The sequence below is a fragment of the Microbacterium sp. MEJ108Y genome (assembly GCF_000834175.1).
Taxonomy (GTDB): domain Bacteria; phylum Actinomycetota; class Actinomycetes; order Actinomycetales; family Microbacteriaceae; genus Microbacterium; species Microbacterium forte.
Window position 1 is genome coordinate 525714 of sequence record NZ_JXQX01000038.1, and the last position, 25007, is coordinate 550720.

General features: G+C 69.2%; 20 protein-coding genes and 1 riboswitch. Of the genes, 11 read left to right on the plus strand and 9 right to left on the minus strand.

Annotated elements, in window-relative coordinates; genetic code table 11:
* Positions 1–7 precede the first annotated feature (7 nt).
* A complete protein-coding gene (locus RU09_RS17395; protein WP_042542076.1) occupies positions 8–241 on the minus strand; it encodes a hypothetical protein in 234 nt (77 codons plus the stop codon).
* A 101-nt stretch (positions 242–342) separates the two neighbouring features.
* Here RU09_RS17395 and RU09_RS17400 point away from each other — a divergent pair, with 101 nt between their 5' ends.
* Positions 343–867 (plus strand): VOC family protein, encoded by a 525-nt coding sequence (locus tag RU09_RS17400; RefSeq protein WP_042542077.1) that lies wholly within the window; start codon positions 343–345, stop codon positions 865–867.
* Here RU09_RS17400 and RU09_RS17405 read toward each other — a convergent pair.
* The 4 genes from RU09_RS17405 to RU09_RS17420 form a co-directional block, all read right to left on the minus strand.
* On the minus strand, positions 836–1648 hold the full coding sequence (locus tag RU09_RS17405; RefSeq protein WP_042542078.1) for an SGNH/GDSL hydrolase family protein: 813 nt from the start codon (positions 1646–1648) through the stop codon (positions 836–838). The two genes, RU09_RS17400 and RU09_RS17405, sit on opposite strands and share 32 nt — an antisense overlap.
* Positions 1649–1829: 181 nt before the next feature.
* Positions 1830–3080, minus strand: a complete 1251-nt coding sequence (locus tag RU09_RS17410) for a histidine--tRNA ligase (protein WP_042542079.1) — start codon at positions 3078–3080, stop codon at positions 1830–1832.
* A 65-nt stretch (positions 3081–3145) separates the two neighbouring features.
* Positions 3146–3823: a MazG family protein gene (locus RU09_RS17415; protein WP_042542080.1), complete on the minus strand. Its 678-nt coding sequence runs from the start codon at positions 3821–3823 to the stop codon at positions 3146–3148.
* Positions 3824–3857: 34 nt separating this feature from the next.
* A complete protein-coding gene (locus tag RU09_RS17420; RefSeq protein ID WP_042542208.1) occupies positions 3858–5024 on the minus strand; it encodes a Na+/H+ antiporter NhaA in 1167 nt (388 codons plus the stop codon).
* Positions 5025–5110: 86 nt separating this feature from the next.
* Between RU09_RS17420 and RU09_RS17425 the strand changes: the two genes are divergently transcribed.
* Entirely contained in the window at positions 5111–7798 is a 2688-nt protein-coding gene (locus RU09_RS17425) for a phosphoenolpyruvate carboxylase (RefSeq protein ID WP_042542081.1), read from the plus strand.
* Between the two features lie 150 nt (positions 7799–7948).
* A complete protein-coding gene (gene gdhA / locus RU09_RS17430) occupies positions 7949–9319 on the plus strand; it encodes an NADP-specific glutamate dehydrogenase (protein ID WP_042542082.1) in 1371 nt (456 codons plus the stop codon).
* A gap of 73 nt (positions 9320–9392) precedes the next feature.
* On the opposite strand, the gene RU09_RS17435 is transcribed toward gdhA, so the two are convergent.
* The 3 genes from RU09_RS17435 to RU09_RS17445 all read right to left on the minus strand — a co-directional run bounded on the left by RU09_RS17435 (position 9393) and on the right by RU09_RS17445 (position 14743).
* Positions 9393–10826: an APC family permease gene (locus tag RU09_RS17435; RefSeq protein WP_079112487.1), complete on the minus strand. Its 1434-nt coding sequence runs from the start codon at positions 10824–10826 to the stop codon at positions 9393–9395.
* 159 nt (positions 10827–10985) lie between these two features.
* Positions 10986–14120, minus strand: coding sequence for an aminotransferase class III-fold pyridoxal phosphate-dependent enzyme (locus tag RU09_RS17440; protein WP_042542083.1), 3135 nt, complete (start codon positions 14118–14120; stop codon positions 10986–10988).
* A complete protein-coding gene (locus tag RU09_RS17445; protein ID WP_042542210.1) occupies positions 14117–14743 on the minus strand; it encodes a gamma carbonic anhydrase family protein in 627 nt (208 codons plus the stop codon). The genes RU09_RS17440 and RU09_RS17445 overlap by 4 nt, the downstream gene beginning before the upstream one ends.
* Before the next feature lie 154 nt (positions 14744–14897).
* On the opposite strand from RU09_RS17445, the gene RU09_RS17450 reads away from it, so the two are divergent.
* Positions 14898–15779, plus strand: coding sequence for an SDR family oxidoreductase (locus RU09_RS17450; protein WP_042542084.1), 882 nt, complete (start codon positions 14898–14900; stop codon positions 15777–15779).
* A gap of 10 nt (positions 15780–15789) precedes the next feature.
* Here the strand turns inward: RU09_RS17450 and mfd are convergent, their stop codons facing one another.
* Positions 15790–19353: a transcription-repair coupling factor gene (gene mfd, locus RU09_RS17455; protein ID WP_042542085.1), complete on the minus strand. Its 3564-nt coding sequence runs from the start codon at positions 19351–19353 to the stop codon at positions 15790–15792.
* A gap of 80 nt (positions 19354–19433) precedes the next feature.
* Here mfd and RU09_RS17460 point away from each other — a divergent pair, with 80 nt between their 5' ends.
* The 7 genes from RU09_RS17460 (at position 19434) to RU09_RS17490 (ending at position 24993) form a co-directional block, all read left to right on the plus strand.
* Positions 19434–19997, plus strand: coding sequence for a GNAT family N-acetyltransferase (locus RU09_RS17460; protein WP_042542086.1), 564 nt, complete (start codon positions 19434–19436; stop codon positions 19995–19997).
* Positions 19998–20043: 46 nt separating this feature from the next.
* The gene (locus tag RU09_RS17465; RefSeq protein WP_042542087.1) at positions 20044–20907 is read left to right on the plus strand and encodes an Fpg/Nei family DNA glycosylase; all 864 of its coding nucleotides are present in this window, start codon (positions 20044–20046) and stop codon (positions 20905–20907) included.
* 54 nt (positions 20908–20961) lie between these two features.
* A riboswitch (FMN riboswitch) is annotated at positions 20962–21107 on the plus strand.
* Positions 21108–21179: 72 nt separating this feature from the next.
* Complete coding sequence (gene ribD, locus RU09_RS17470; RefSeq protein ID WP_042542088.1) at positions 21180–22214, plus strand: bifunctional diaminohydroxyphosphoribosylaminopyrimidine deaminase/5-amino-6-(5-phosphoribosylamino)uracil reductase RibD; 1035 nt, start codon at positions 21180–21182, stop codon at positions 22212–22214.
* Positions 22214–22843 carry a riboflavin synthase gene (locus RU09_RS17475; RefSeq protein ID WP_042542089.1) on the plus strand — a complete coding sequence of 210 codons (630 nt, stop codon included), beginning with the start codon at positions 22214–22216 and terminating at the stop codon, positions 22841–22843. Before ribD ends, RU09_RS17475 begins: the two co-directional genes overlap by 1 nt.
* Positions 22840–24108, plus strand: coding sequence for a bifunctional 3,4-dihydroxy-2-butanone-4-phosphate synthase/GTP cyclohydrolase II (locus RU09_RS17480; protein WP_042542090.1), 1269 nt, complete (start codon positions 22840–22842; stop codon positions 24106–24108). Before RU09_RS17475 ends, RU09_RS17480 begins: the two co-directional genes overlap by 4 nt.
* The gene (ribH, locus tag RU09_RS17485; protein WP_042542091.1) at positions 24105–24578 is read left to right on the plus strand and encodes a 6,7-dimethyl-8-ribityllumazine synthase; all 474 of its coding nucleotides are present in this window, start codon (positions 24105–24107) and stop codon (positions 24576–24578) included. The genes RU09_RS17480 and ribH overlap by 4 nt, the downstream gene beginning before the upstream one ends.
* Positions 24579–24633: 55 nt before the next feature.
* On the plus strand, positions 24634–24993 hold the full coding sequence (locus RU09_RS17490) for a hypothetical protein (RefSeq protein WP_042542092.1): 360 nt from the start codon (positions 24634–24636) through the stop codon (positions 24991–24993).
* The last annotated feature ends 14 nt before the right edge of the window (positions 24994–25007 follow it).

Consider the following 25007-nt stretch of genomic DNA (forward strand, 5'->3'; position numbering starts at 1 on the left):
TTTGTCGCTATTCGTCGCTCGGGCGAGCTGTGGGAGGCCCCGCGACACGCGGGGCCGGCGCCGGGACCGGGTCGGCAGACGGCCACACCACGAGCAGGAACGCCGCGATCGGCCCGAGGAACACGGTCAGCACGAACCATGCGAGCGCAGACCTGTTCCGCGTTCGGGCGAACCCGCCGGCGAGGATCGCCACGGTCAGCCACATCGCGGACACCGTCGGTCCGAGGTATTCGACATCCATGTCTTCGACCCTACGACCCTCGCGCCACGCGCAGAGGACGCGCTCCGCAGTCTGTCGTCGATGTTCAAGCGCACACCCCGAGGGCTCCGTACCGTGAACGCATGACCACCGAGAACACGACCGGCGTGACCGGCGAACACACCACCGACGGCCGCCCGCACAGCGCGACCTCGCTCACTCCGTTCCTCGCGATCGCCGGAGCCAGAGAGGCGATCGACTTCTACCGAGACGTCTTCGGCGCCCGCGTCGTCGACGTCACGGAGTTCGGGGGCGTCGTCGCCCACGCCGATCTCGACTTCGGCCTCGGTCGCCTGCAGCTGGGCGAACCGAGCCCCGAGTATCACCTGGTTCCCGCGCCGTCGGGTGACGACGACTGCTACTCGATGGGCCTCTACGTCTCGGACGTCGACGCCGTGGTCGAGCGGGCGGTCGCCGCGGGAGCGACCGTGCGCGAAGCGCCGTCTGCCTTCGTCTCGGGCGACCGATTCGCGAGCATCCGCGACCCCTTCGGCGTGAGGTGGTCGGTGATGACCCGCGTCGAAGACCTCTCGGACGACGAGAGCGCGCGTCGCGTCGCCGACTGGGCCGCGTCGTTCAGCGCGGCACCGTCTGACGACGCGAGCTGAGAGCCGCCTCTGCCGCGAGGCACGCGGCCGGGAGCAGCACCTCGGCCGTGCGCCGGTAGCCGAGCGGGCTCGGATGGAAGCGATCCAGGCTGAACATGGCATCGGGATCGTCGAAGAACATCGGGCCCACGGCTCGGCGGAGATCGACGGGCCGCGCCCCGGCCGAGCGTGCGGTCTCGGCCTGCGCTTCGGCCAGCCTGCGCGACACGCTCGAGATCAGCCTCCGCAGCGGCTGTGGCACGGGGCGCAGCGCGCCGAGGTCGGGGCATGTGCCGACCACGACCTCGGTGCCCTGGCGGCGCAGGTGCACGATCGTGTCGCGTAAGTGCTGTGTGGAGACGGCGATCGGGAGTCGGTGGGTGACGTCATTGCCTCCGACCACGATCACTGCCACGTGCGGTGCGTAGCCATCGGGCAGACCCGCGAGCTGAGCGGCGAGATCGGGCGACTCCGCACCGACGACCGCGGCAGTGCGCAGGCGCACGGGCCGCCGCATCCGCCGTGCCATTCCTTTCGCGAGCCGTCCGCCGAGCGTCTCCTTGCGGCGGTCGGCGCCGAGACCCGCCGCCACCGAGTCGCCCAGCACGAGAAGCTGCACAGGATCGCCGTCGAGCGCACGGCGCCAGACGCGATCAGCATCGATCGACTGCTCGCCGAGCGGTTTGCCGATGCGCCGACGCGCGATCGCCGCCTGACGCGTGAGCACGAACCGGATGGCGACGGCGGCCGAGACCGACGCGGCACCGATCGCGGCGAAGGCGACGAAGTACTGTCGGCTCATGCCCTGATTCGATCCGACCCGCGTGAACGCCGAGTGAACGGCATCCGCAGTGTCCGTCTGCAGGACCGGGGCACGTCCGCAGGACGAAACCAGCGGTCTGCCCCTGCATCCCGTGCGGTCTTCCTGCAGACGGACCCAGAGTTCGAACGCCGTGCCCGGAATGCGAAGGAAGAGCCGCGCCTCAGGCCAGCGGCTTGAGCTCCAGCTCGGCGGCGCCCGCCGAGACGGTCGCGAACTCGGTGTATCCGTCGGCGGCCGAGCGCTCGAGCAGTGCCTTCACGTTCTTCGTGCGCCGCTCGAGCCTGACCCTGGCCCCGGATGCCACGAGCCCCGCCTTGTGCGTGACGAGCTCGGCGACCGGCACGTCGGCGTCGTGGATGAGCACGACGGCGCGTTCGCCGGCATCCGCTCCCGCCGTCACGAGATCGACGAGCCTCTCGAAGCCGAGGGAGAAGCCCACGGCCGGGACCTGCTGACCGAGGAACCGCCCGATCATGCCGTCATAGCGGCCGCCGCCGCCGAGCGAGTACGACACAGACGGATGCGCGAGCTCGAAGATCGTGCCGGTGTAGTAGCCCATGCCGCGCACGAGGAACGGGTCGAAGACCAGCGGGATGTCGGTCGCGCCTCGCCCCGCGGCGACGGCCTCGCCGATGCCGACGAGGTGTCCGACGATCTCCTCCGGAGCGTTCTCGGGGAGCGCCTTGCGGATCTGTCGCTCACCGAACGGGTTGTACTCCATGGTCTGCGGGCGAAGGAGGAACGCCTCGAACGCGTCGACTGCCGCTGCTGCCGAGCCGCGCTCGCGCAGTTCGGCGGCGACGCCGTCCGGACCGATCTTGTCGAGCTTGTCGATCGTGATCAGAACGCCGGGGCGCTCGTCGCCGGTGAAGCCGAAGCTGTCGAGCATCCAGTCGAGCGCACGCCGATCATTGATGCGAACGGTCGCTCCTTCGAGGCCCAGCGCGTCGACCGCGTCGAGCGAGGCGACCATGAGCTCGGCCTCTGCGCGCGAGGAGTCGTCGCCGATGATGTCGATGTCGCACTGCACGAACTGGCGGTAGCGGCCCTTCTGGGGGCGCTCGGCGCGCCAGACCGGCCCGATCTGGATGGCGCGGAACACACCGGGGAGCTGCCCGCGGTTGCTCCCATAGAAGCGCGCGAGGGGAACCGTGAGGTCGTAGCGCAGACCCAGGTCTGCCAAGGCGCTCTGATCGCCGGCGGCGTCACGGATCGCCTCGGCGTCGAGGCCGCGTCGCAGCACGTTGTATGCGAGCTTCTCGTTGTCTCCGCCGATGCCGGCGTGCAGTCGCGAGTACTCCTCGAGCGCGGGGGTCTCGATCTCGTCGAAGCCATGCGAGCGGTATCGATCGCGGATGACGGCGAGGACGCGCTCGCGGCGGGCCTTGTCGGCGGGGAGGATGTCGCGCATTCCGCGCGGCGGGTTCACAGTAGCCACGCCTCCATCTTTCCAGGTCGGCGGGGCGGCCCGCGGCCTCAGGCCCCCGATTCCGCCTCGCGGACCTCGGCCTCGACCGCTCTGAGCCGTTCTCGCAGTGCCCGTTCCGCATCCCAGCCCTCGGCACGGGCGACCGCGACGAGAGCGAGCAGAGCGTCGCCCAGCTCGGTCTCCGAGGACGGCCTCGCGTCACCTGACGCCGCATCCGCCCCGGCGACGACACCGGCCCCCGCCGCCCGACCGACGATCTTCTGCGCCAGGGCGAGCGCCGGCATCCCGCGCGGGATCCCGTCGAGAACGCTCCGTCTCGTGCGCTTCTCCGCCGCCTTCGCGGCGTTCCAGTGCACGAGGACCTCTTCGGGCGTCGTCGCGACCTCTCCGGCGAAGACATGAGGATGCCGCCGCACCATCTTCTCGGTCAGCGTGGCGGCCACATCGTCGATGTCGAACGGGTCGTCCGCATCCTGCGCAGCTATCGCGGAGTGGAACAGCACCTGCCAGAGCAGGTCGCCGAGTTCTTCGCGCAGATCGTCTCTCGTGCCGTTCTCGACGGCGTCGATCACCTCGTGCGACTCCTCGATGAGGTACGGCACGAGGTCGCGGTGGGTGATCTGCTGCGACCAGACGCAGCGCTCTCGCACCTCGCGCATCGTCTCGGCGGCGGCGCGCAGCGGGTCGCGGTGCGACTCTGCGCTCGCTGGCCCTTCCTCGGACATCACCGTGCCTGCTTTCTTCGTCTCTGTCTCGTGATCACGATGTCACGACGCCCTGGCGTCGGTACGCGCGTGCACGCAGCGAGACGATGATCCCCGACAGCACGAGCGCCACGAGCGAGCCGACGAGCACGCCCAGGATCGCCTGGTCGCGGATGCCGGCATCGGTCGCGAAGGCGAGGTTCGCCAGCAACAGCGAGACGGTGAAGCCGATTCCGCCGAGTGCGCCGGCGGCGACGATGTCGGCGAACGGCAGGGCGGGCGCCGCGCCCCGGGGGCGGATCCGCATCGCCAGCCACCCGAACAGGGAGATGCCGATGATCTTGCCGACGGGCAGTGCGACGGCGATTCCCCAGAAGGCGGGCGACAGTTCTGTCGGCGAGAGCGCGGGGATCACCACGAAGGCGGCGACGAACGCGAAGATCGGCAGGATCGCGCCGTTCACCGTCGGCTCGAGAGCGTGTCGGGTGCGTGCGGCGGGAACGGGCGACATCACGAGCCCGAGCATCACGCCCGCGATCGTGGCATGGATCCCCGAGGACGCCACCAGGCCCCAGGCGACGATGCCGACCACGACCATCGCGACGGCGACCGCCGGATGCCCCTTGGCATGCAGCAGCCTGCTGAGCAGCCAGAAGGCGACGACGGCGGCGACGGCGAGCGCGAGGAAGAGCCACTGCACATCGTGCGCGAACAGCACGGCGATGAAGATGATGCCGATGATGTCGTCGAGGATCGCCAGCGCGAGCAGGAACACCCGGACGTTCGACGGAAGCCCCCGGCCGAACATGGCGAGGACGCCGAGCGCGAAGGCGATGTCGGTCGCGGTCGGGATGGGCCAACCGGTCGCGGTCGCCGAGTCGCCCGCGATGAGGAGATAGACCGCGATCGGCACCAGCACACCACCAGCGGCGGCGATGGCCGGCTGCACGGCCTTGCTCGGCGAGTCGAGCTCACCGTGGGTCAGCTCATGCCGCAGCTCGATCGCCACGACGAGGAAGAACACCGCGAGCAGCCCGTCGGACACCCAGTGCTCGACCGAGAGGTCGAGGACGGTGCCGGGGATCGCGATATGGAAGTCGAGGACTGCGGCGAGCGCATCGTGCGAAGGGAGGTTCGCCAGCAGGATTCCCAGTCCTGCCGCGACGAGCAGGAGGACAGCGGGGAACTGCTGACCACGGAGGGGGTTCGCGGAGATGCGCATCGCCCCCATGGTAGTTGCGGCTGTCTCGCGCGTCTCACATCGTCATGCGTTCAGAGCACGGCCCCGAGCCGGGATACTCTCGAACGGTGACCCCCGAACACGCCTTCCCCGAGCCCACTGACACCTCGGCCATCCGCATCATCGGCCGTTTCGAAGCAGGCCGCGGCATTCCTGATGCCATGCGCACCGATGTGAGAATGCTCGGCGCCCTTCTCGGCCAGGTTCTGCGCGAGTCGGGTGGTGACGACCTCTTCGAGGACGTGGAGCGACTGCGACTGGCGACGATCCAGGCCTATGACGAGGAGACGTCCGACGCCTTCGACCGCGCTGCGGCGATCGCCGAGTCGTTCACGATCGCACGCGCCGACGAGGTCGCCCGCGCGTTCACCTGCTACTTCCACCTCGTCAATCTCGCCGAGGAGCACCAGCGCGTGCGGGTTCTGCGCGAGCGCGCCGGCCAGCCCGGTCGCGAGGATGCGGCAGACACGGTCGCCACCGCGTACGCGCGCCTGAAGACCGAGGTCGGCGACGACGAGGCTCGCCGTCGTCTCGAGGGCCTGCGCTTCCACCCGGTGTTCACCGCCCACCCGACCGAAGCGCGCCGTCGCGCAGTGTCGTCGAGCATCCGCCGCCTCTCCGATCTGCTCACGCAGCACGACGCGGCGAGCGAGGGCGGGTCCGAGGAGCACCGCGCCCGGCGTCGGATGCTGGAGGAGATCGACACCCTCTGGCGCACGGCACCGCTGCGAGCCGAGAAGCCGTCGCCGACCGACGAGGTGCGCACGGTCATGGGCGTGTTCGACGAGACGCTCTTCACCACCGTGCCGCACGTGTATCGCCGCATCGACGACGCACTGCGCGGTGACGACTCCGGCTCGAGTGCACCGGTCGTCCCGGCCTTCGTCCGCATCGGCTCCTGGGTCGGCGGCGATCGCGACGGCAACCCGTTCGTGACGGCATCCGTGACCCGAGAGGCGTCGCAGATCGCTTCCGACCATGTGCTGCGCGGTCTCGAGCGCGCTCTCGAGCGCATCGGCCGCACGCTCACCCTGAGCGCCGAGGACACTCCCCCGAGTGACGCCGTCTCGGCGCTCTGGGATTCGTTCGCGGCCGCCGAGCCGCGGGTCGCGCACGAACTGGCCGCCCGCTCCCCCGGCGAGCCCCACCGACGGGTGCTGCTCGCCCTGGCACATCGCGTCGCTGCCACCAGGCACGGCGACGAGGAGGGGTATGCCCGCCCGGAGGAGCTGCTCGAAGACCTTCGCGTGGTGCAGTCGTCGCTGTCGGATGCGGGTGCGAAGCGCCACGCCTTCGGAGGCGTGCAGCACCTGATCTGGCAGGTGGAGACGTACGGCTTCCACCTCACCGAGCTCGAGGTGCGCCAGCACTCGCAGGTGCACGCGAAGGCCCTCGCAGAGCTCGAGAGCGGCGAGGCGATCAGCACGCAGACCGAAGAGGTGCTCGAGGTCTTCCGCGCGATCGCCGAGATCCAGCGCGACCGCGGACTCCGTGCCGCCGGTCGTTACGTCGTGTCGTTCACGCAGGCCGCTTCCGACCTCGCGAACGTCCACAGGCTCGCGGCGCATGCGCTCGGCGACGATGCGCCCGTGCTCGACGTCGTGCCCCTGTTCGAGACCTTCGCCGACCTCCAGGCGGCTCCCGGCATCCTCGCCGAGGCGGTGACCTTCCCCGAGTTCCAGGCTCGCCTCGCAGCGACCGGGAACCGACTAGAGGTCATGCTCGGCTACTCGGACTCGTCGAAGGACGTCGGCCCGGTCGCCGCCAACCTCGCGCTGTACGAGGCGCAGGAGAAGATCGCGCAGTGGGCACAGGAGTCGGACATCGAGCTGACGCTGTTCCACGGACGCGGCGGCGCCCTCGGACGCGGCGGCGGACCGGCCAACTCGGCGATCCTCGCGCAGCCGCCGCACTCGGTCGACGGGCGCTTCAAGCTGACCGAGCAGGGCGAGGTCATCTTCGCCCGTTACGGCGAGCCTGCCATCGCCATGCGGCACATCGACCAGGTCGCCGCGGCGACCCTGCTCGCGTCCTCGCCGAGCGTCGAGAAGCACACGAGCGACGCCGCGGCGCGTTTCTCCGACATCGCCGCCGTCATGGACGCCTCGTCACGCGAGCGGTTCTTCTCGCTCGTGAAGGCCGAGGGCTTCGCTCCCTGGTTCGCCACGGTGACTCCTCTGGAGGAGATCGGTCTGCTCGCCCTGGGCTCGCGTCCCGCCAGGCGAGGGCTGTCGGTCGAGTCGCTCGAAGACCTGCGTGCCATCCCGTGGGTGTTCGCCTGGACCCAGGCCCGCATCAACCTGGCCGGTTGGTTCGGCCTCGGCACGGCTCTCGCCGCCGTCGGCGACGAGGCACGACTCATCGAGGCCTACCGCGATTGGCCGCTGCTGCGCACCATGATCGACAACGTCGCCATGAGCCTCGCGAAGACCGACGAGCGCATCGCCCGCCAGTACCTCGCACTCGGTGACCGCGACGATCTCGCCCAGCTCGTGCTGGACGAGCTCGCGCTCACCCGCGAATGGGTCATCCGCCTCACCGGTGGCGTCGGGCTGCTCGAGAACAAGCCGATCCTGCAGCGCGCGGTGCAGTTGCGCACGCCGTACGTCGACGCGCTGTCGCTGCTGCAGCTGCGCGCACTGCGCGCCCTGCGCGACCCCGGTGAGGCGACCGGATCCGGAGCCGACGACGAGCAGAAGCGCCTGCTGCTGCTCTCGGTCAGCGGCGTCGCGGCCGGTCTGCAGAACACCGGGTGATCGACGCCCATCGCGCCTGAACGAGCGCATGCCGGTGCGAAGGTCCTCACATCGGCGTGCCCGCTAGAGTGAAAACTCCGCCCGATCCGGCGTACCCTCACGCGACACGATCGCACGCAGCACCATCCCCCGATCAGAAAGCTCTTTCGCGTGACCTCTTCGCCATCCGCCGACTTCCACCCGCTCGCAGAGTCCGTGCAGCCCGTGTTCGACACGGTGCTCGTCCGCAGCCCGCACGAGCCCGAATTCCAGCAGGCCGTGCACGAGGTGCTGAACTCGATCGCCCCTGTGCTGGCACGCAACCCGCAGTTCGTCGACGGCGGCATCCTCGACCGCCTGGTCGAGCCGGAGCGGCAGATCCTGTTCCGGGTGCCCTGGGTCGACGACGCCGGTCGCCTGCAGGTCAACCGCGGCTACCGCATCCAGTTCTCCTCGGTTCTCGGCCCGTACAAGGGCGGACTGCGCTTCCACCCCTCGGTGAACCTGTCGATCATCAAGTTCCTCGGCTTCGAGCAGATCTTCAAGAACGCGCTGACCGGTCAGGGCATCGGCGGCGGCAAGGGCGGCTCCGACTTCGACCCGCACGGCCGATCGGATGGCGAGATCATGCGCTTCTGCCAGTCGTTCATGAACGAGCTCTACCGCCACCTCGGCGAGCACACCGACGTCCCCGCGGGTGACATCGGCGTCGGCGGCCGCGAGATCGGGTATCTCTTCGGGCAGTACCGCAAGATCACCAACCGTCATGAGTCGGGCATGTTCACCGGCAAGGGCACCGGCTGGGGTGGCGCCGAGGTGCGCACCGAGGCCACGGGCTATGGCGCCGTGTTCTTCGCGCAGGAGATGCTCGGAGTCCACAACGACTCGCTCGACGGCAAGCGCGTCGGCGTCTCAGGCTCGGGCAACGTCGCGATCTACGCGATCCAGAAGGCATCGCAGCTCGGCGCGACCGCTGTCACCGCATCCGACTCCTCCGGATACGTCGTCGACGACGCCGGGATCGACGTCGACCTGCTGCGCCAGATCAAGGAGGTCGAGCGCGCCCGCATCGTCGAGTACGCGAACCGTCGCCCCGGCGCGCGCTTCGTCGAGGGCGGCAGCGTCTGGGAGGTTCCCGTCGACATCGCCGTGCCCTCTGCCACGCAGAACGAGCTCGACCTCGACGCTGCCGAGGCGCTCATCGCCAACGGCGTGCGCGCCGTCTCGGAGGGCGCGAACATGCCCTGCGTCCCCGCCGCCGTCGAGGCGTTCCAGGGCGCCGGCGTGCTCTTCGCGCCCGGCAAGGCCGCGAACGCCGGAGGCGTGGCGACCTCCGCACTCGAGATGAGTCAGAACGCCTCGCGTCAGCGGTGGAGCTTCGACGCCAGCGAGAACAAGCTGCGCGAGATCATGGCCGACATCCACAGCGCCGCGTTCGACGCCGCAGAGCGTTACGACGTCGCGGGCGATTACGTGGCCGGGGCGAACATCGCCGGCTTCGAGCGCGTCGCCGGCGCGATGCTCGCGCAGGGCGTGATCTGAGCCCACTCGCGTCCCGCACACAGGTGAAGAGCCGCCTCCCTCACGGGTGGCGGCTCTTCTGCATCCCGCGTCGTCAGCTCTCGTCGACCGGCACCTTCACGACCTTGTTGAATCCGGTCACCGCCTGGTTCTCGTCGAACGCGACGACCTTCTTGCGGAAGCCCCTCGTGATCACAGCGAGGTAGATCAGCCCGAGCGCCGTCCATATCAGACCACCGGTCAGGGCGTCCGCGTGCAGGTTCGCCCACAGCAGTCCGGTGAGCAGCATGCCGATTCCCGGCATCACGATGTAGGAGAAGATGTCGCGCGGCGTGTGACGCCGACCCTTGCGGATCGCGAACCAGGCGATCACCGAGATGTTCACGAAGGTGAACGCGATCAGCGCGCCGTAGTTGATCCACGCCGCGATCAGCTCGAGCGTGAAGGGGATGGCGAGCAGTGAGATGGCGCCGACCAGCACGATGTTGAAGGTCGGCGTGTGCGTGCGGGGGTTGATGTAGCCGAAGGCCTTCTGCGGCAGCACGTTGTTGCGTCCCATCACGAGGAGCATGCGCGACACCGATGCGTGCGAGGCGAGCCCGGACGCCAGGGTCGCGCAGAAGCCCGCAGCCGTCAGCACGGCCATGAGCACGTTGCCGCCGACGAGGTTGCCGATGATCGGCAGGGTCGAGTCCTCGACGTACTGCATGTCGCCACCGGGAGCGAACTCGTTCCAGTCCGGGAACCGCAGCTGCGTCACGTACGCGGCCACGAGGAAGATCGCTCCGCCGAGCAGCACCGTGAGCAGGATCGCCTTCGGCATGATCTTCGGGTCCTTCGCCTCCTCGGCGTACATCGTCACGGCGTCGAAGCCGATGAACGAGAAGCAGACGATCGTGGCGCCCATGAGCACCGCGCTCATCGTCGCCCCGTCGTGGATGAACGGAGCTGCCGACGCGATCGTCCCCGCACCCTCACCACGCATCAGCTGGGCGACGACCATGACGACGAACACGACCATCACGACGATCGAGAACACGAGCAGGATCATGTTCATGTTCGAGGTGCCGCGCATGGTCATGTAGATGATGCTCGTGACGAGGATGCAGTAGAGCACCACCCAGATCCAGCCGGGGATGTCGGGGAACAGCGCCTCGAGGTAGCTGCGGATGATGAGGCAGTTGACCATCGGGAGAAGCACGTAGTCGATGAGCGAGGTCCAGCCGACCATGAAGCCGAGGTTCGGATGGATCGACTCGCGCACGTAGGTGTAGGCGGAACCGGCGCTCGGGATGGCACGGGAGATCTTGCCGTAGCTGATCGCCGTGAAGACCATCACGACGAGGGCGACGAGGTAGGCGGCGGGAACGACGTTGTCGGTGTCGCGAGCCACCATGCCGAAGGTGTCGAAGACGACGGTCGGCGTCATGTAGCCGAGACCGAGACCGACGATCGCCCAGAGACCGAGGTTGCGTCGCAGTCTTCCGCCGCCCTGCGCGAGCGGCTTCGTCTTGATGGGCGTGGCCATGAGTACTCCTTCGGGAACAGCGCATGGGTCGGACTTCGGGCGATCCGACGCTGACGCTCAGTATGTACCCGGGATATTCCTCAGCGGAAGAGCAGATCTGATTCGAAATACGCATTTAACATGCCGCGAACCGACTCGATTCGAAGATCCGGCCTCCGATCACCACCCGTCGGTGAGCACTCGATCCAGCATCGCGACCACGTGGTCGGCGCTCTCGATCGTCAGACAGAGCGGAGGCTTGATCTTCAGCACGTTCGATCGCTCGGAGGTCGTGAGCACGATCACGCCCAACTCCCGCATCCGCTCGCAGATCGCTGCGGCCTCGGCATCCGCCGGCTCCATCGTCTCGCGATCGCGCACCAGCTCGACGCCGAGATAGAGCCCCTGGCCGTGCACGGGACCGATCAGCGGATGCCGCTCCGCGAGCGCACGAAGAGCGTCTGCCAGATGTCCACCGACCTCGAGGGCGTTGCGCTGCAGATCGTCCTCGACCATGGCGTCGAGCACGGCGAGGCCGACGCTGCTGCTGAGGGTGCTGCCACCCGCTGAGGAGAAGAACTGCCCCTGGCTGCTGAGCGCGTCGGCGATCCGCTTCGATGTGATCACGCCCCCGATGGGGAAGCCGTTGCCCATCGGCTTGGCGATCGTGACGATGTCGGGGACCACTCCGGACTGCTCGAACCCCCAGAAGGTCGATCCCATGCGACCGAAGCCCACCTGCACCTCGTCGGCGATGCAGAGGCCACCCCGCGCGCGCACGAGTTCGTAGGCGCCTGCCAGGTAGCCGTCGGGCAGGAGCACTCCCCCGGCGTTTCCGAGCACGGACTCGCACAGGAAGGCTGCGGGCTCTCGGCCGTCCGCGACGAGACCGTCGAGGTCTGCGGCGAGATCGGCGAGGTAGCGGCCGGCCGTGTCGTCTCCGCGGTAGGTGCCGCGGAACGGGTTGGGCACGTCGGCGACGTGCACCCAGTCGGGCCGCGTCTCGAGAGCATGCGGGTTGTCGTAGGCGCTGGTCGTGACCGCGTCGCTTGCCATCGTCCACCCGTGGTAGGCCTCTCGGAGCGCCACCACCGTGCGTCGTCCGGTGGCCGCCTGCGCCAGACGGATGCCGAGATCGACCGCCTCCGAGCCGCTGTTCACCAGCAGCACCGTATCGAGATCGCTCCCCTCGGGCATCAGCGCGATCAGCCTCTCGCTGTACTCGGCGAGATCGCGGAACAGGAACCGCGAGTTGGTGGCGAGCGTCTTCAGCTGCCGGTTCGCGGCCGCCGCGACTCCGGGATGACCATGGCCGAGTCCCGCGACGTTGTTCACCATGTCGACATAGCTGCGACCGGTCGTGTCGACGAGATGGTGCCGCCAGCCGCGTTCGATCTGCGGCGGATGCTCGTAGTAGCGCTCCTGAGCGCTCGCGAAGATGCGCTCCCTGCGCTCGAGCTCCTGGGCGGCCTCGTCGTGCTGCGCGTGGGAGGGAAGCCCGAGCAACGCAGCCGGGTCGGCGGTGAAGCGGCACCACGCCGCGACGCGATCGGGTGCCACGAGATGCGCGGTGACTGACGTATCGGGCCGCGGCGCCGGAAGTGGCGGAGCATCGGCTCGGCTGAGACCGATGATGATCGTCCTGTTCTCGAACGATGCCGCGAGCCTGCCGATGCTCTCGCCCCGTTCGACTCGGCCGCTGCGGTTCGGCTCGAGGTCGGCGCCCCGGAGCTCGAGCACCCACCCGGTGTCGAGCGCGATGCGCACCCCACCCTCTGTGGTCTTGAGCTCGCCCTCTGCCGGCGCGATCATCCGCGACGACGGCCCAGGGGCGACGTGCACTTCGGTCTCGATCGGCCAGGTGGCCGCAGCGCTCGCGGTGTCGACCGCCGTGCGGGTGAGCCGGAACACGCCGTAGGGCACGACGGCAGCTCGCGCACCCCGCGCGTGGGCCTCGGCGACGAGGAGCGCCTCGGCGTCGGGATGCGCCCACCGGCCTGCGCCCAGCCCCTCGGCCTCGACACCGGGGTCGACCACGACGACGCGACCGTCGAGCTCCGGAAGAAGGGTCGACAGCTCGGGGCGCTCATCGTCAGCAGCGTCGAGTGGCGAACGGCCGGGCTCAGGAGTCTCGGGCTCAGGAGTCCCGGGCTCGGTCTTCTCGGGCTCGGGAGCCTCCGCCACTGCTGCCTCGGGCTCTTGCGCCTCGGGCTCTTGCGCCTCGGGCTCCCGGGTCTCCGGCTCCGGCACCGCCGTGTGCGAGGCGGTCGGCGTCGGCGCCTCGAACTCCGGCGACTCGAACCCGAGCCGAGCGAGGACCAGCTCGGTCGCCTCGGCGAGCGGAACCGCCGTCGCGGCGTCGAAGATCGCCTGCTCGCCGGCGATCCGCTCGCGGGCATAGTCGTTGTCTCCGTCGATCGCGAGCTGTCTCCACCCGCTGGCGACGAGCAGAGCCGCTCGCAGCACGACCAGTGGCCACACGGCGAGCGCTTCGTCACGGCTGAGCGGCGCGTCGGCATGGAACGCGGCCACGGTATCGAGGGCACGGAGCGGGCGCTCCGGCTCGTGGTGCAGCATCGACGAGACGCATACGGCCAGTTCGGCGACCCGCCAGCCGAGCCCCAGATCGCCCAGGTCGAGGACGGTGTGCGGGTGCAGCCGGGAATCGTCACCGCGCGTCCCGGTGACGTTGTCGTCGGTGAGGTCGCCGTGGATCGGCTGCACCGGCAACGCAGCGGCCACGATCGACAGTGCCTTGTGCGCGTCCTCCGCGGCCGTGCGCACGCGGGAGCGCAGCTCGGCCTCCGTCACCGCCGGGGCGAGCGCGCTGATCTGGGCATAGGCGACGCGCATGTCCCACATCTGGTCGCGCTCGAGCCCTGGATGCGCGAGACCCGCGAGCGCGTTCACGGATGCCGCCGCCAGCGCGCCGAACTCGGCGAGGACCACGGGAGCCAGATACCCCGCATCGACCATCGGCTCACCCGCGGCGAACTCACTGCGGCGCACCGCGAATCCCCGCCAGCGCTGCGTGAGCTGACCGTCGAGTCCGGGGAGCACCGCGGGAACCCGCACGCCGGCCGCGCGATAGGCGTCGAGCGCCGCATGCTGCGCGGCTCTCGCGTCGTCACCGAAGACGGGGTTGTCGACGCGCAGCACGCTGCGCGAGCCGTCCGGCTCGACCAGCACGAAATTGCGGTCCTGATTGCTGCCGAGCTCGGTCGCCACCGCCTCGACTCCGTAGCATTCGCGAGCGATCAGCGCGGCGTCGTCCGTGCTGATGTCCGGTCGGACGAGCCCCGCGCCGTCACTCACCCGCGACCCGCCGCGCGACCGTCGGCGTCGAGACGCACATCGTCGGCGTGCCGGGCCAGCGAGCTGCCGTAGCGCTCGGTGAGCTGCACCATGAGGTCGGGGGTGTCGCGATCCACGCCGAAGACGTGCCCGGGGAAGTCGAGTTCGGGTTGCGCGGCGGAGATCTCCTCCTCCCTGTCGGGAGACAGGAGCTGCACGGGATCTCCGACCGCGACCCAGCCGATCGGCACGACCGTTCCGGCCGGGAGCACCGCTCGTCGGTGCACGATGGCGTTCACCCGCACCTCGCATCGATCCCCGACCAGCGCACCGTTGAAGATCCGTGCCCCGGACGCGAAGAAGACCTCTTCGCCCACGGTCGCGCCGGCGATGCTCGCGAGCGTTCCCACGAGGGTGTGCGCACCGATGTGCACGGCGTTCGCGGCCGTGGCTCTGATGAGCGCGTTCTCCATCACGATCACGTGCTCGCCGATCGTGATCGGCCCTCCTTCTGCGGTGATCACGGCGCCATGGAGCACCTGGCAGTCAGGGCCGATGGTCACGTCTCCGGAGATCACGGCGGTGGGAGCGACGACGGCGGTGTCATGGATCCGGGGCCGAGCCCCGAGGTGCTCGTACAACATGACGCCAGCGTAGCGCCGCCGCATACGTGTCGAGAAGGCTGACCGAGCCTCCTGCTACGCTGACGCCCATGAAGTGCAGCTGACTCGATCCCTCCCCCGCCTCCGACCGCCGTTCGGCGTGCCCGGGGCTCCATCGATCGAAAGGCGCATCGCCATGCACTCCCACGACCTTCCCCTGTTCGGACGCACTGCTCTGGTGACCGGCGTCTCCCGCAGACGCGGCATCGGATTCGCGACCGCGACGACGCTCGCGTCCCTCGGCGCGAACGTGTTCTTCCACCACTTCCGCCCCCATGATCTCGACCACCCGTGGGGCGGGGACAACCTGGACGCGGTTCGCGCCGGCATCCACGACTCCCTCGCATCCGGGGCCGTGATGGGCGACGCCCAGGCGGATCTCCGCGACCCGGCCAGCATCGACCCTCTGCTCGACGCGGCGTCAGCGCTCTCGGGTCGGCTCGACATCGTCATCTGCAACCAGGCGATGAGCGGCGGCGACGGCACGATCTTCGACATGACCGCCGACCGACTCGACGCGCACTGGCAGGCCAACACCCGCGCCTCGCTGCTGCTCACAGCCGGGCTGGCGAATCGAGTACGCCGAGAACTCGGCGGTGCAGAGACTCCGGTCGGTCGCCCCGGCGACAGCATCCCGTCGCTCGGCCCCTTCGAGAAGCCGACCGCTCACGTCGTCTGGATGACCTCGGGTCAGGGGCACGGGGCGATGCGCGGCGAGATCTCGTACGCGACGAGCAAGGCCGCGCTCGCGGGGATCACCCGTTCGACTGCGGCCGAGCTGCTCGATGTCGGGATCGTGCTGAACACCGTCAATCCGGGTCCGGTGAACACGGGCTACCTCGATGCCGACACCACGGATCGCGATCTGTCGGGCGTCGAGGACTGGATCGCGGGCACGCCGTTCGGCCGTGTCGGTCGCCCCGACGACCCTGCCCGCCTGATCGGCTGGCTGTGCACGGACGCCGGCTCGTGGGTGGTCGGTCAGGTGCTGACCACCGACGGCGGATTCTCGCTGTAGCCGGTTCCCGTCACTCGACCTTCGCCGGCTCGGGGAAGATCGCTGTGAAGAGCTGGTCGACCCAGTCGAGCAGCTCGGCCGCCTGCAGCGGTTCGAGTCCCACTCCCACGGCGGCGGGCACTGTCGGCATCGGCACGACGAGCGCCTCGCCCCCGCCGACCAGCTTCGCCTTGGGGTACAGCCGCTGCAGGCGCACTTTGATCGAGTCCTCGAGTCGAGCCGGCGCGATGCGCAGGTTCGAGCCCATGACCACGACGTCGGAGAGTCCGGCTCTGGCTGCACGACGGCGAAGGCGGGAGACCGCGATCAGGCCCGTGACCTCGTCGGGAGGGGTGCCGTAGCGGTCGGTGAGCTCGTCGATGACGAGATCGATCGCGTCGTCCTTCGCCGTCGCCGTCGACGCCGCTGACAGCTTCTGGTATGCCTCGAGACGAAGTCGTTCGCTGTCGATGTAGTACTCGGGGATGCGCGCGTCCAACGGCAGCTCGAGGCGCAGCTCCTGGCCCGACTCGACGTCTTCGCCACGGAACGTCGCGACGGCCTCGCCGATCATCCGGAGGTAGAGGTCGAATCCGACCCCGGCGATGTGTCCGGCCTGTTCACCGCCGAGCAGGTTGCCGGCGCCTCGCAGTTCGAGGTCTTTGAGCGCGACCTGCATTCCCGACCCCAGGTCGTTGTTGACGGCGATCGTCTGGAGGCGGTCGGCCGCCGTCTCGCTGAGAGGCTTCATCTCGTCGTAGAGGAAGTACGCATAGGCGCGCTCGCGACCTCGACCGACACGTCCGCGCAGCTGGTGCAGCTGGCTGAGCCCGTACTTGTCGGCCCTGTCGATGATGATCGTGTTCGCGTTCGCGATGTCGAGACCCGTCTCGATGATCGTGGTCGAGACGAGCACGTCGAACTTGCGCTCCCAGAAGTCGTCGACGACCTGCTCGAGCGCGTGCTCGCCCATCTGACCGTGCGCCACGGCGATGCGCGCCTCGGGCACGAGCTCGGCGAGCTGGGCAGCGACGCGCTGGATCGACTGCACGCGGTTGTGCACGAAGAACACCTGGCCCTCGCGCAGGATCTCTCGACGGATCGCCGCCGCCATCTGCTTGTCGCTGCGGGGTCCGACGAACGAGAGGATCGGATGCCGGTCCTCCGGCGGCGTCGCAAGCGTCGACATCTCGCGGATGCCCGTGACCGCCATCTCGAGCGTGCGCGGGATGGGCGTCGCGCTCATCGCGAGGATGTCGACATTCGTCTTCATCTTCTTGAGGGTGTCCTTGTGCTCGACGCCGAAGCGCTGCTCCTCGTCGATGATCATCAGGCCGAGGTCTTTGAACATGACCTGATCGGTGAGGATGCGGTGGGTGCCGATCACCATGTCGACGGTGCCGTCGAGCAGGCCGTCGAGAGTGAGACGCGCCTCCTTGTCGGTCTGGAAGCGCGACAGCGGACGCACCTTGACGGGGAATCCGGCGAAGCGCTCGGTGAACGTCTCGAGATGCTGCTTGACGAGCAACGTCGTCGGCACGAGCATCGCGACCTGCTTGCCGTCCTGGATCGCCTTGAACGCCGCGCGCACGGCGACCTCGGTCTTGCCGAAGCCGACGTCGCCCGACAGCAGCCTGTCCATCGGGATCGGCCGCTCCATGTCGGCCTTGATCTCATCGATGGTCTGCAGCTGATCGAGGGTCTCGGCGAACGGGAACGCCTCTTCGAGCTCGCGCTGCCAGGGCGTGTCCGGGCCGAACGCGTGACCCTTCGCGCTCATCCGCGCCGAATACAGCTTGACCAGCTCGACGGCGATGTCGCGCACGGCCTTGCGAGCCTTGCCCTTCGCCTGCGACCAGTCGCTGCCGCCCATCTTCGACAGGGTCGGCCCCTCGCCGCCGACGTACTTCGAGAGCAGGTCGAGCTGATCGGTGGGCACGTAGAGCTTGTCGCCGGGATAACCGCGCTTCGACGGGGCGTACTCGAGCACGAGATAGTCGCGCACGGACTTCGTCGCGTTGCGCCCGCCGGTCGACACCTCGCGCTGCGTCATCTCGACGAATCGGCCGATGCCGTGCGTGTTGTGCACGACGTAGTCGCCCTGCTTGAGCTGCAGCGGATCGACGACGTTCTTGCGACGCGACGCGAGCTTCTTGACGACGCGCTGGTCTCCGCCGATCGTGCGCCCGTAGAACTCGTTGTCGGTGAGGACGGCGAGCTTGGCCTCGGGGATCTGGAATCCGGCTTCGACCGAGCCGGTGACGAGAGTCGCGACGCCGGTGTCGGGCGCGTCGGTCAGCTCGGACACGATGCGGGCGGCGATCCCTCGGTCGGACAGCACGTCGCGGGCACGGTCGACGAGGCCCGCTCCGGCGGCGATCACGACGACCCGCCAGCCGTCTGCGACCTTCGCCTCGACGAACGAGATCGCACCGTCGACGTTGCCGTGGAACGACGGGATGACCGAGGCGTCGATGGTCTCGGCGTCCTCGCCGCCCATCGAGAACGGGCTCAGTCGCCACCAGACGCCGCCGCGATCGCGGACGACCTCGCGCAGCCGGGCGATGGTGAGGAAGTCACCGGCACCGAGATCGATGGGAGCCGACGCGCCGGAGGTCGCCGCACTCCAGGCCGCGTCGAGGAACTCGCGGTTGGTCTCGCCCAGTGTGATCGCACGGGCGCTCGACCGCTCGGGGTCGACGACGGCCGTCGCGACGCCCTCGGGCAGGTATTCCGCGAGCGATTTCAGCGGACCGGAGACCGCCGGAAGAAGAGACTCCATGCCCTCGACCGGGATTCCCTCGGCCATCTTCTCGAGCATCCCCGCGATCGCCGGGAACCCGCCGATCAGCGCTCGCGCGCGATCGCGAACGTCAGGAGTCAGCAGCAGCTCGCGGCTCGGCGGCAGATCGACGCCGTCGACGTCGCCCGGGAGCGAGCGCTGATCAGCGACGGAGAACGAGCGGATCTGGTCGATCTCGTCGCCGAAGAACTCGACGCGGAACGGATGCTCCGAGATCGGGGGGAACACATCGAGGATGCCGCCTCGGACGGCGAACTCGCCTCGGCGCGACACCATGTCGACGCGCGAATAGGCGCGCTCGACCAGCTGCTCGACGACGTGGTCGAGTTCGTGACCGCGGCTCGCGGTGCGCAGCTCGAGAGGCGCGATCTCACCGAGGTTGCCCGCGATCGGCTGAAGGGCGGCTCGCACGGAGGCAACGACGACGAGGGGGTGATCGCCCGACCATTCCGCGATGCGACGCAGGGTCTGCAGTCTCTGACCCACCGTGTCGGTGCTGGGGCTGAGTCGCTCGTGCGGCAGCGTCTCCCACGCGGGGAAGGTCACGACCTCGGCATCGGGGATGTACGCGGTGAGCGCGGCAGCGAGACTCTCGGCCCGCCTGCCCGTCGGGACGACGGTCAGGAGCGCGGCGGGATGCCCCGCTGCCCGGCGCTTCTCGAGCAGACCCGCGAGCGCCGGAGCGTCGAGTCCGTCGACCAGACCGAGATCGGCATCGGTCTGGGCCCACGTCAGGGCGTCACGAAAAAGAGATGCCTCTTCCAAGGCGCGCAGAATCCCCGGCACAGTCACCGGACAAGCCTAGCCGCGGCCGCAGACACCGGCATCGGGATCGTCCCGGACCCGCGCGGCGAGACCCGTAGGATGCCGGGATGGAACCGGTCACTCTCACCACCGAGCGCCTCGTCCTGCACGTGCCGGACGACTCCGACATCGACGCGATCACCGCGGCCTGTCAGGATCCGGAGATCCCTCGATGGACCACCGTGCCGAGCCCGTACACGCGCGAGCACGGCGAAGGGTACGTCCGCCTGATCGGCGAGTGGTGGGCCGATGGCAGTCAGGCGATCTGGTGCGCCTATCGCGACGACGAGCTGGTGGCCTCGATCGGACTGCACCGCATCGTCGAGCACTCGACCGGCGGGGACGCCGAGATCGGCTACTGGGTCACGGCATCCGCCCGCGGCAACGGCTACCTCGTCGAGGCTGCGCGCGCCGTCGTCGACTGGGCGTTCGACGAGCTCGGCCTCGCCCGCCTCGGCTGGCGTGCGGTCGCGGGCAACGTCCCGTCGGCCCGAGCCGCCCGCGCCCTCGGGTTCCGGTATGAGGGTCTGGGGCGACAAGCGCTCACGAGCGACCGCGGGCGTGATGACGGATGGTTCGGCGGGCTCCTCGCGACCGACGATCGCACCCCGGTGGACTGGTCGATCCTCTGAGGAAGCGCCCTAGCCGCGTGTCCGACGTCGGTGGCAGGATGAGCGCATGCCTGAGATGCCGGAGGTCCAGGGCCTGACCGCCTTTCTCGCCGAACGCACGGTGGGGCGCACGATCGTCCGGACGAGCGTGGGCGCGATCGCTGCTCTGAAGACCTACGACCCGCCCAACACGGCTCTGCACGGGGCAGAGATCACCGCAGCATCTCGCCGAGGCAAGTTCATCGTGCTCTCGTGCGGCGACGACCTGCACCTCGTGTTCCATCTCGCCAAGGCAGGCTGGCTGCGGTGGTACGAGACACTGCCGACGACGCTCATCAAGCCCGGCAAGTCACCCATCGCCGTGCGGGTGGGCCTCGACGACGAGAGCGGCTTCGACCTCACCGAGGCGGGCACGAAGAAGTCGCTCGCCGTCTATGTCGTGCGCGACCCGGAAGAGGTGCCCGGCATCGCCCGCCTCGGCCCGGATCCACTCGAGGAGACCTTCACGCGTGATGTATTCGCCGGGCTGCTCGACGGCCGGCGGACGCAGATCAAAGGGCTGCTGCGCGACCAGAGCTTGATCGCCGGGATCGGCAACGCCTACTCCGACGAGATCCTGCACGCCGCGCGCATGTCGCCGTACGCGATCGCCGCCACGCTGAGCGGCGACGAGATCGATCGGCTGTACGCCGCCATGCGGACGACGCTGACGGATGCCGTGGCCGAGGCCTCCGGCAAGCCGCCGGCTGACCTCAAAGACGCGAAGCGCCGTGGGATGCAGGTGCACGCTCGTCGCGGCGAGGCGTGTCCGGTGTGCGGCGACACCGTGCGCAGCGTCTTCTTCGCCGACCGCTCGATGGAGTACTGCCCGACCTGCCAGACCGGGGGCAAGCCGCTCGCCGATCGCCGCCTGTCGCGGCTGCTCAAGTAGCACTTCGACGCGGAATGAAACGCAGTCGGATGTGTTGAGTACACTCAGAGCATCAACGTGCTCCGGGGTCGGTGAGAATCCGAACCGGCGGTGACAGTCCGCGAGCGTCTCGGTTCTCCGAGATGCCGATCCGGTGGAATTCCGGGACCGACGGTGGTGCGAGGCCCAGCCTCGCTAGTCCGGAAGGGAGGCAGCACGGTGCGCCGCTGCGCGCGCGTTCTGCCGACGTCTCCTCCCGAGGAGAATCCCCGGAGCCTCAGAGAGGACCACGGATGGCAGTGAACGAGGCGGAACGGCGGGCGATGACCCGCGCGCTCGAGCTCGCGACGCTCGGCCCACGAGGCGTGAACCCTCAGGTCGGCGCCGTCATCCTCTCCCCCGAGGGCGAGATCATCGCCGAAGGCTGGCACCACGGTGCCGGCACGCCGCACGCCGAGGTCGATGCGCTCTCGAAGCTCGCACCCGGCGCGGCCGACGGCGCGACCGCTGTCGTCACCCTCGAACCCTGCAACCACACCGGGCGAACCGGCCCGTGCGCCGTCGCGCTCATCGACGCGGGCGTCTCGCGCGTCGTCTACGCACTCGACGACCCGGGCGAGGTCTCGGGCGGCGGCGGCGAGCGTCTCCGCGCCGCGGGGGTGAGCGTCGACTCGGGCGAACAGGCCGATGCCGCGCACGCGATCATCGGGGACTGGCTCACCGCTCAGCGTCTGGGGCGCCCGCACGTCACGGTGAAGTGGGCCCAGTCCCTCGACGGTCGGGCTGCGGCATCCGACGGCAGCAGCCAGTGGATCACAGGACCGCAGGCCAGGGCCGACGTTCATCGACGTCGAGCCGCTGCGGATGCGATCGTCGTCGGAACCGGCACCGTGCTCTCTGACGACCCCTCGCTGACGGCCCGCGACGGCGACCTGCTCTACGACCGGCAGCCGATCCCGGTCGTGATCGGCTCGCGCTCGACCCCCGACGACGCGTCGATCCGTCGGCACCCGAAGACACCTCTCTTCTTCGACACGCACAACCTGAGCGCCGTGCTCGCCGACCTGCATTCACGCGGCGTCCAGAGCGTGTTCGTCGAAGGGGGTCCGACCCTGGCGAGCGCGTTCATCGCAGCCGGACTCGCCGACCGCGTGCTCGCCTACGTCGCTCCCGTGCTGCTCGGCGGCGATCGACTGGCGCTCACCGACATCGGCGTCGACACCATCGACGCCGCCCGACGCCTGACGATCGAGGAGTGGCTGCCCCTCGGTGCAGACCTGCTCGCCGTCGCACACCCCGTGCTCACCACTGAAGAAGGAGCCGCCTGATGTTCACCGGAATCATCGAGGAGATCGGCGAGATCACCGCGATCGCGCCCGCCGGAGACGGGTGGCGTCTGACGGTCAGGGCCCCCAGAGCTGTGTCCGACGCCGTGCACGGCGAATCCATTGCGGTCTCCGGCGTCTGCCTCACGGTCGTCGATTCGACAGCCGACACGTTCGACGCCGATGTGATGAAGCAGACCCTCGACGTCGCCGCCCTCGGCGGAGCGACCGTCGGCACTCGCGTGAACATCGAGAAGGCGATGCCGGTCGGCGCCCGCCTCGGCGGTCACATCGTGCAGGGTCACGTCGACGGTGTCGGCAGCGTGCTCGAGGTGCGCCCCGGCGAGCAGTGGAGCGTGCTGCGCATCTCGCTGCCAGACGACCTCGCGCCGCTCGTCGTCGACAAGGGCTCCATCTCGGTCGACGGCACCTCGCTCACGGTGAGCGCGGTCAGCCCCGTCGACGTCGATGTCCACTGGTTCGAGATCTCGCTCATTCCCGAGACTCTCGCCGCCACCACCCTCGGCTCGCGTGCGGTCGGCGACCGCGTGAACCTCGAGACCGACATCCTCGCCCGGCACGTCGAACGTCTGCTGGCGTTCAGGGCAGCACCGGAAGGAGGCTCGCGATGAGCCTTTCCACCATCCCCGAGGCCCTCGAGGCCCTCCGCGCCGGGCGACCGGTCCTCGTCGCAGACGACGAGAACCGCGAGAACGAGGGCGACGTCATCCTCTCGGCCGAGCTCGCCACGCCCGAATGGGTCGCCTGGACGGTTCGCTGGTCATCCGGCTTCATCTGCGCGCCGATGCCCGCCGACCTCGCCGACAACCTCAACCTGCAGCCGATGGTCGCGGCATCCGAGGACGCACGCTCGACCGCCTACACGGTGAGCGTCGACGCGGCAGAGGGCGTGACCACCGGCATCAGCGCTCACGACCGCGCCCACACGCTGAACGTCCTGGCGAACCCCGAGTCGACCGCGACGAGCATCATCCGCCCCGGACATGTGCTTCCTCTCCGCGCGGTCGACGGCGGCGTGCGCGAGCGCAGCGGTCACACCGAGGCCGCTGTCGACCTGATGAAGCTCGCGGGTCTGCGCCCGGTCGGCGCGATCGCCGAGGTCGTCGCCGAGGACGGCAGCATGATGCGGCTTCCCGGGCTCATCGAGCTGGGTGCGCGCGACGGCGTGCCGGTCATCACGATCGAGCAGCTCATCGCGCATCTCAACGAGACCGACCCCACCGGCTGGTCTCCCGAACGAGCCAGCAGGCGCGTGAGCCTGCGCGCGGATGCGACCGTGCCCACCACGCACGGCACGTTCCGCTTCCTGGCGTACAAAGACAGGGTGACCGGCACCGATCACATCGCCGTCGTGTCGGGCGAGCTGAGCGAGACCGCTCTCGTGCGAGTGCACTCGGAGTGCCTGACGGGCGAGGCGTTCGGGTCGCTCAAGTGCGAGTGCGGCCCCCAGCTCGACGCCGCTCTCGACGCGATCGAGCAGGACGGCGGCGTCGTCATCTACATGCGGGGCCATGAGGGCCGGGGCATCGGCCTGATCAACAAGCTCCGCGCGTACAGCCTGCAGGAGGAGGGCCTCGACACGGTCGACGCGAACCTCGCGCTGGGGCTCCCGGCCGACGCCCGCGACTATGCGGCTGCGGCGGGAATCCTCGCCGACCTCGGTGTGTCGAAGGTGCGCCTGCTGACGAACAACACCGACAAGGTGAACCAGCTGCGCGGCCTCGGGCTGGATGTCGTCGAGCAGGTGCCGCTGATCGTCGGCGTCGGACCCAACAACCACCAGTACCTCGAGACCAAGCGTGACCGGATGGGTCACATCATCGGAGAGGCGGAGCTCGCAGAGGCTCTTGCCGACGGACGGAAGGACGACGCATGAGCGGCGCAGGAGCACCCAAGACCGAGAAGATCGACGGACGCGGACTGAAGGTCGTCATCGTGGCCGGCACGTGGCATGACGTGATCACCGACGGCCTGATCGCCGGTGCGCAGCGCGTCCTCGACGAGGCCGACGCCGCATACCGGCTCGTGCGCGTGCCGGGTTCGTTCGAGCTCGCTCTCGCCGCGCAGGCCGCGTTCGCGGGCGGGGCGGACGCCGTCGTCGCCCTCGGCGTGATCATCCGCGGCGGAACCCCGCACTTCGAGTACGTCTCGGCCGCGACGACCGACGGACTGACCCGCGTCTCGCTCGATGCGGGCAGGCCCGTCGGCTTCGGCGTGCTGACGCTCGACGACGAGAAGCAGGGCCTCGACCGCGCCGGTCTCGAGGGCTCGAAGGAGGACAAGGGCGCGGAGGCTGCGGATGCCGCGCTGCGCACCGCGCTCCTCGTGCGCGCACTGCGGGGCTGAGAGGTCAGCCTGCCCTTGCTGGCGCGAGCACCTCGCGTGCTCCTAGCGTGAGGGTATGGAGACTCTGCGTCATGTCGTTCTGTTCGTCCACCTGATCGGCTTCGCCGTGCTCTTCGGCGCCTGGGCGGTGCAGGCCTTCGGCGGCAAGCGCGAGTTCACCCGTCTGATGAGCATCGGCATGACGATCGCCGCGGTCGCGGGGCTCGCACTCGCAGCACCGTGGGGTCTCCCCGAGGGCGTCGAGATGAACTTCGCCAAGATCGGCACGAAGCTCGTCGTGCTCCTCGTGATCGGTGCGCTCCTCGGCATCGGCACCTCGAAGCAGCGCAAGTCCGGATCCGTGCCCGTCGCGATGTTCTGGCTCGTCGGCATCCTGACGGCGCTCAACGCAGGCATCGCGGTCATCTGGCGCTGAACCGCGGATCACTC

What these genes read in the sequence shown, in the direction of transcription:
- RU09_RS17395 (WP_042542076.1), bottom strand. Translation starts at nt 241, where the DNA reads ATGGATGTCGAATACCTCGGACCGACGGTGTCCGCGATGTGGCTGACC.
- RU09_RS17400 (WP_042542077.1), top strand. Translation starts at nt 343, where the DNA reads ATGACCACCGAGAACACGACCGGCGTGACCGGCGAACACACCACCGAC.
- RU09_RS17405 (WP_042542078.1), bottom strand. Translation starts at nt 1,648, where the DNA reads ATGAGCCGACAGTACTTCGTCGCCTTCGCCGCGATCGGTGCCGCGTCG.
- RU09_RS17410 (WP_042542079.1), bottom strand. Translation starts at nt 3,080, where the DNA reads ATGCGCGACATCCTCCCCGCCGACAAGGCCCGCCGCGAGCGCGTCCTC.
- RU09_RS17415 (WP_042542080.1), bottom strand. Translation starts at nt 3,823, where the DNA reads ATGTCCGAGGAAGGGCCAGCGAGCGCAGAGTCGCACCGCGACCCGCTG.
- RU09_RS17420 (WP_042542208.1), bottom strand. Translation starts at nt 5,024, where the DNA reads ATGCGCATCTCCGCGAACCCCCTCCGTGGTCAGCAGTTCCCCGCTGTC.
- RU09_RS17435 (WP_079112487.1), bottom strand. Translation starts at nt 10,826, where the DNA reads ATGGCCACGCCCATCAAGACGAAGCCGCTCGCGCAGGGCGGCGGAAGA.
- RU09_RS17445 (WP_042542210.1), bottom strand. Translation starts at nt 14,743, where the DNA reads ATGTTGTACGAGCACCTCGGGGCTCGGCCCCGGATCCATGACACCGCC.
- RU09_RS17450 (WP_042542084.1), top strand. Translation starts at nt 14,898, where the DNA reads ATGCACTCCCACGACCTTCCCCTGTTCGGACGCACTGCTCTGGTGACC.
- RU09_RS17460 (WP_042542086.1), top strand. Translation starts at nt 19,434, where the DNA reads ATGGAACCGGTCACTCTCACCACCGAGCGCCTCGTCCTGCACGTGCCG.
- RU09_RS17465 (WP_042542087.1), top strand. Translation starts at nt 20,044, where the DNA reads ATGCCTGAGATGCCGGAGGTCCAGGGCCTGACCGCCTTTCTCGCCGAA.
- ribD (WP_042542088.1), top strand. Translation starts at nt 21,180, where the DNA reads ATGGCAGTGAACGAGGCGGAACGGCGGGCGATGACCCGCGCGCTCGAG.
- RU09_RS17475 (WP_042542089.1), top strand. Translation starts at nt 22,214, where the DNA reads ATGTTCACCGGAATCATCGAGGAGATCGGCGAGATCACCGCGATCGCG.
- RU09_RS17480 (WP_042542090.1), top strand. Translation starts at nt 22,840, where the DNA reads ATGAGCCTTTCCACCATCCCCGAGGCCCTCGAGGCCCTCCGCGCCGGG.
- ribH (WP_042542091.1), top strand. Translation starts at nt 24,105, where the DNA reads ATGAGCGGCGCAGGAGCACCCAAGACCGAGAAGATCGACGGACGCGGA.
- RU09_RS17490 (WP_042542092.1), top strand. Translation starts at nt 24,634, where the DNA reads ATGGAGACTCTGCGTCATGTCGTTCTGTTCGTCCACCTGATCGGCTTC.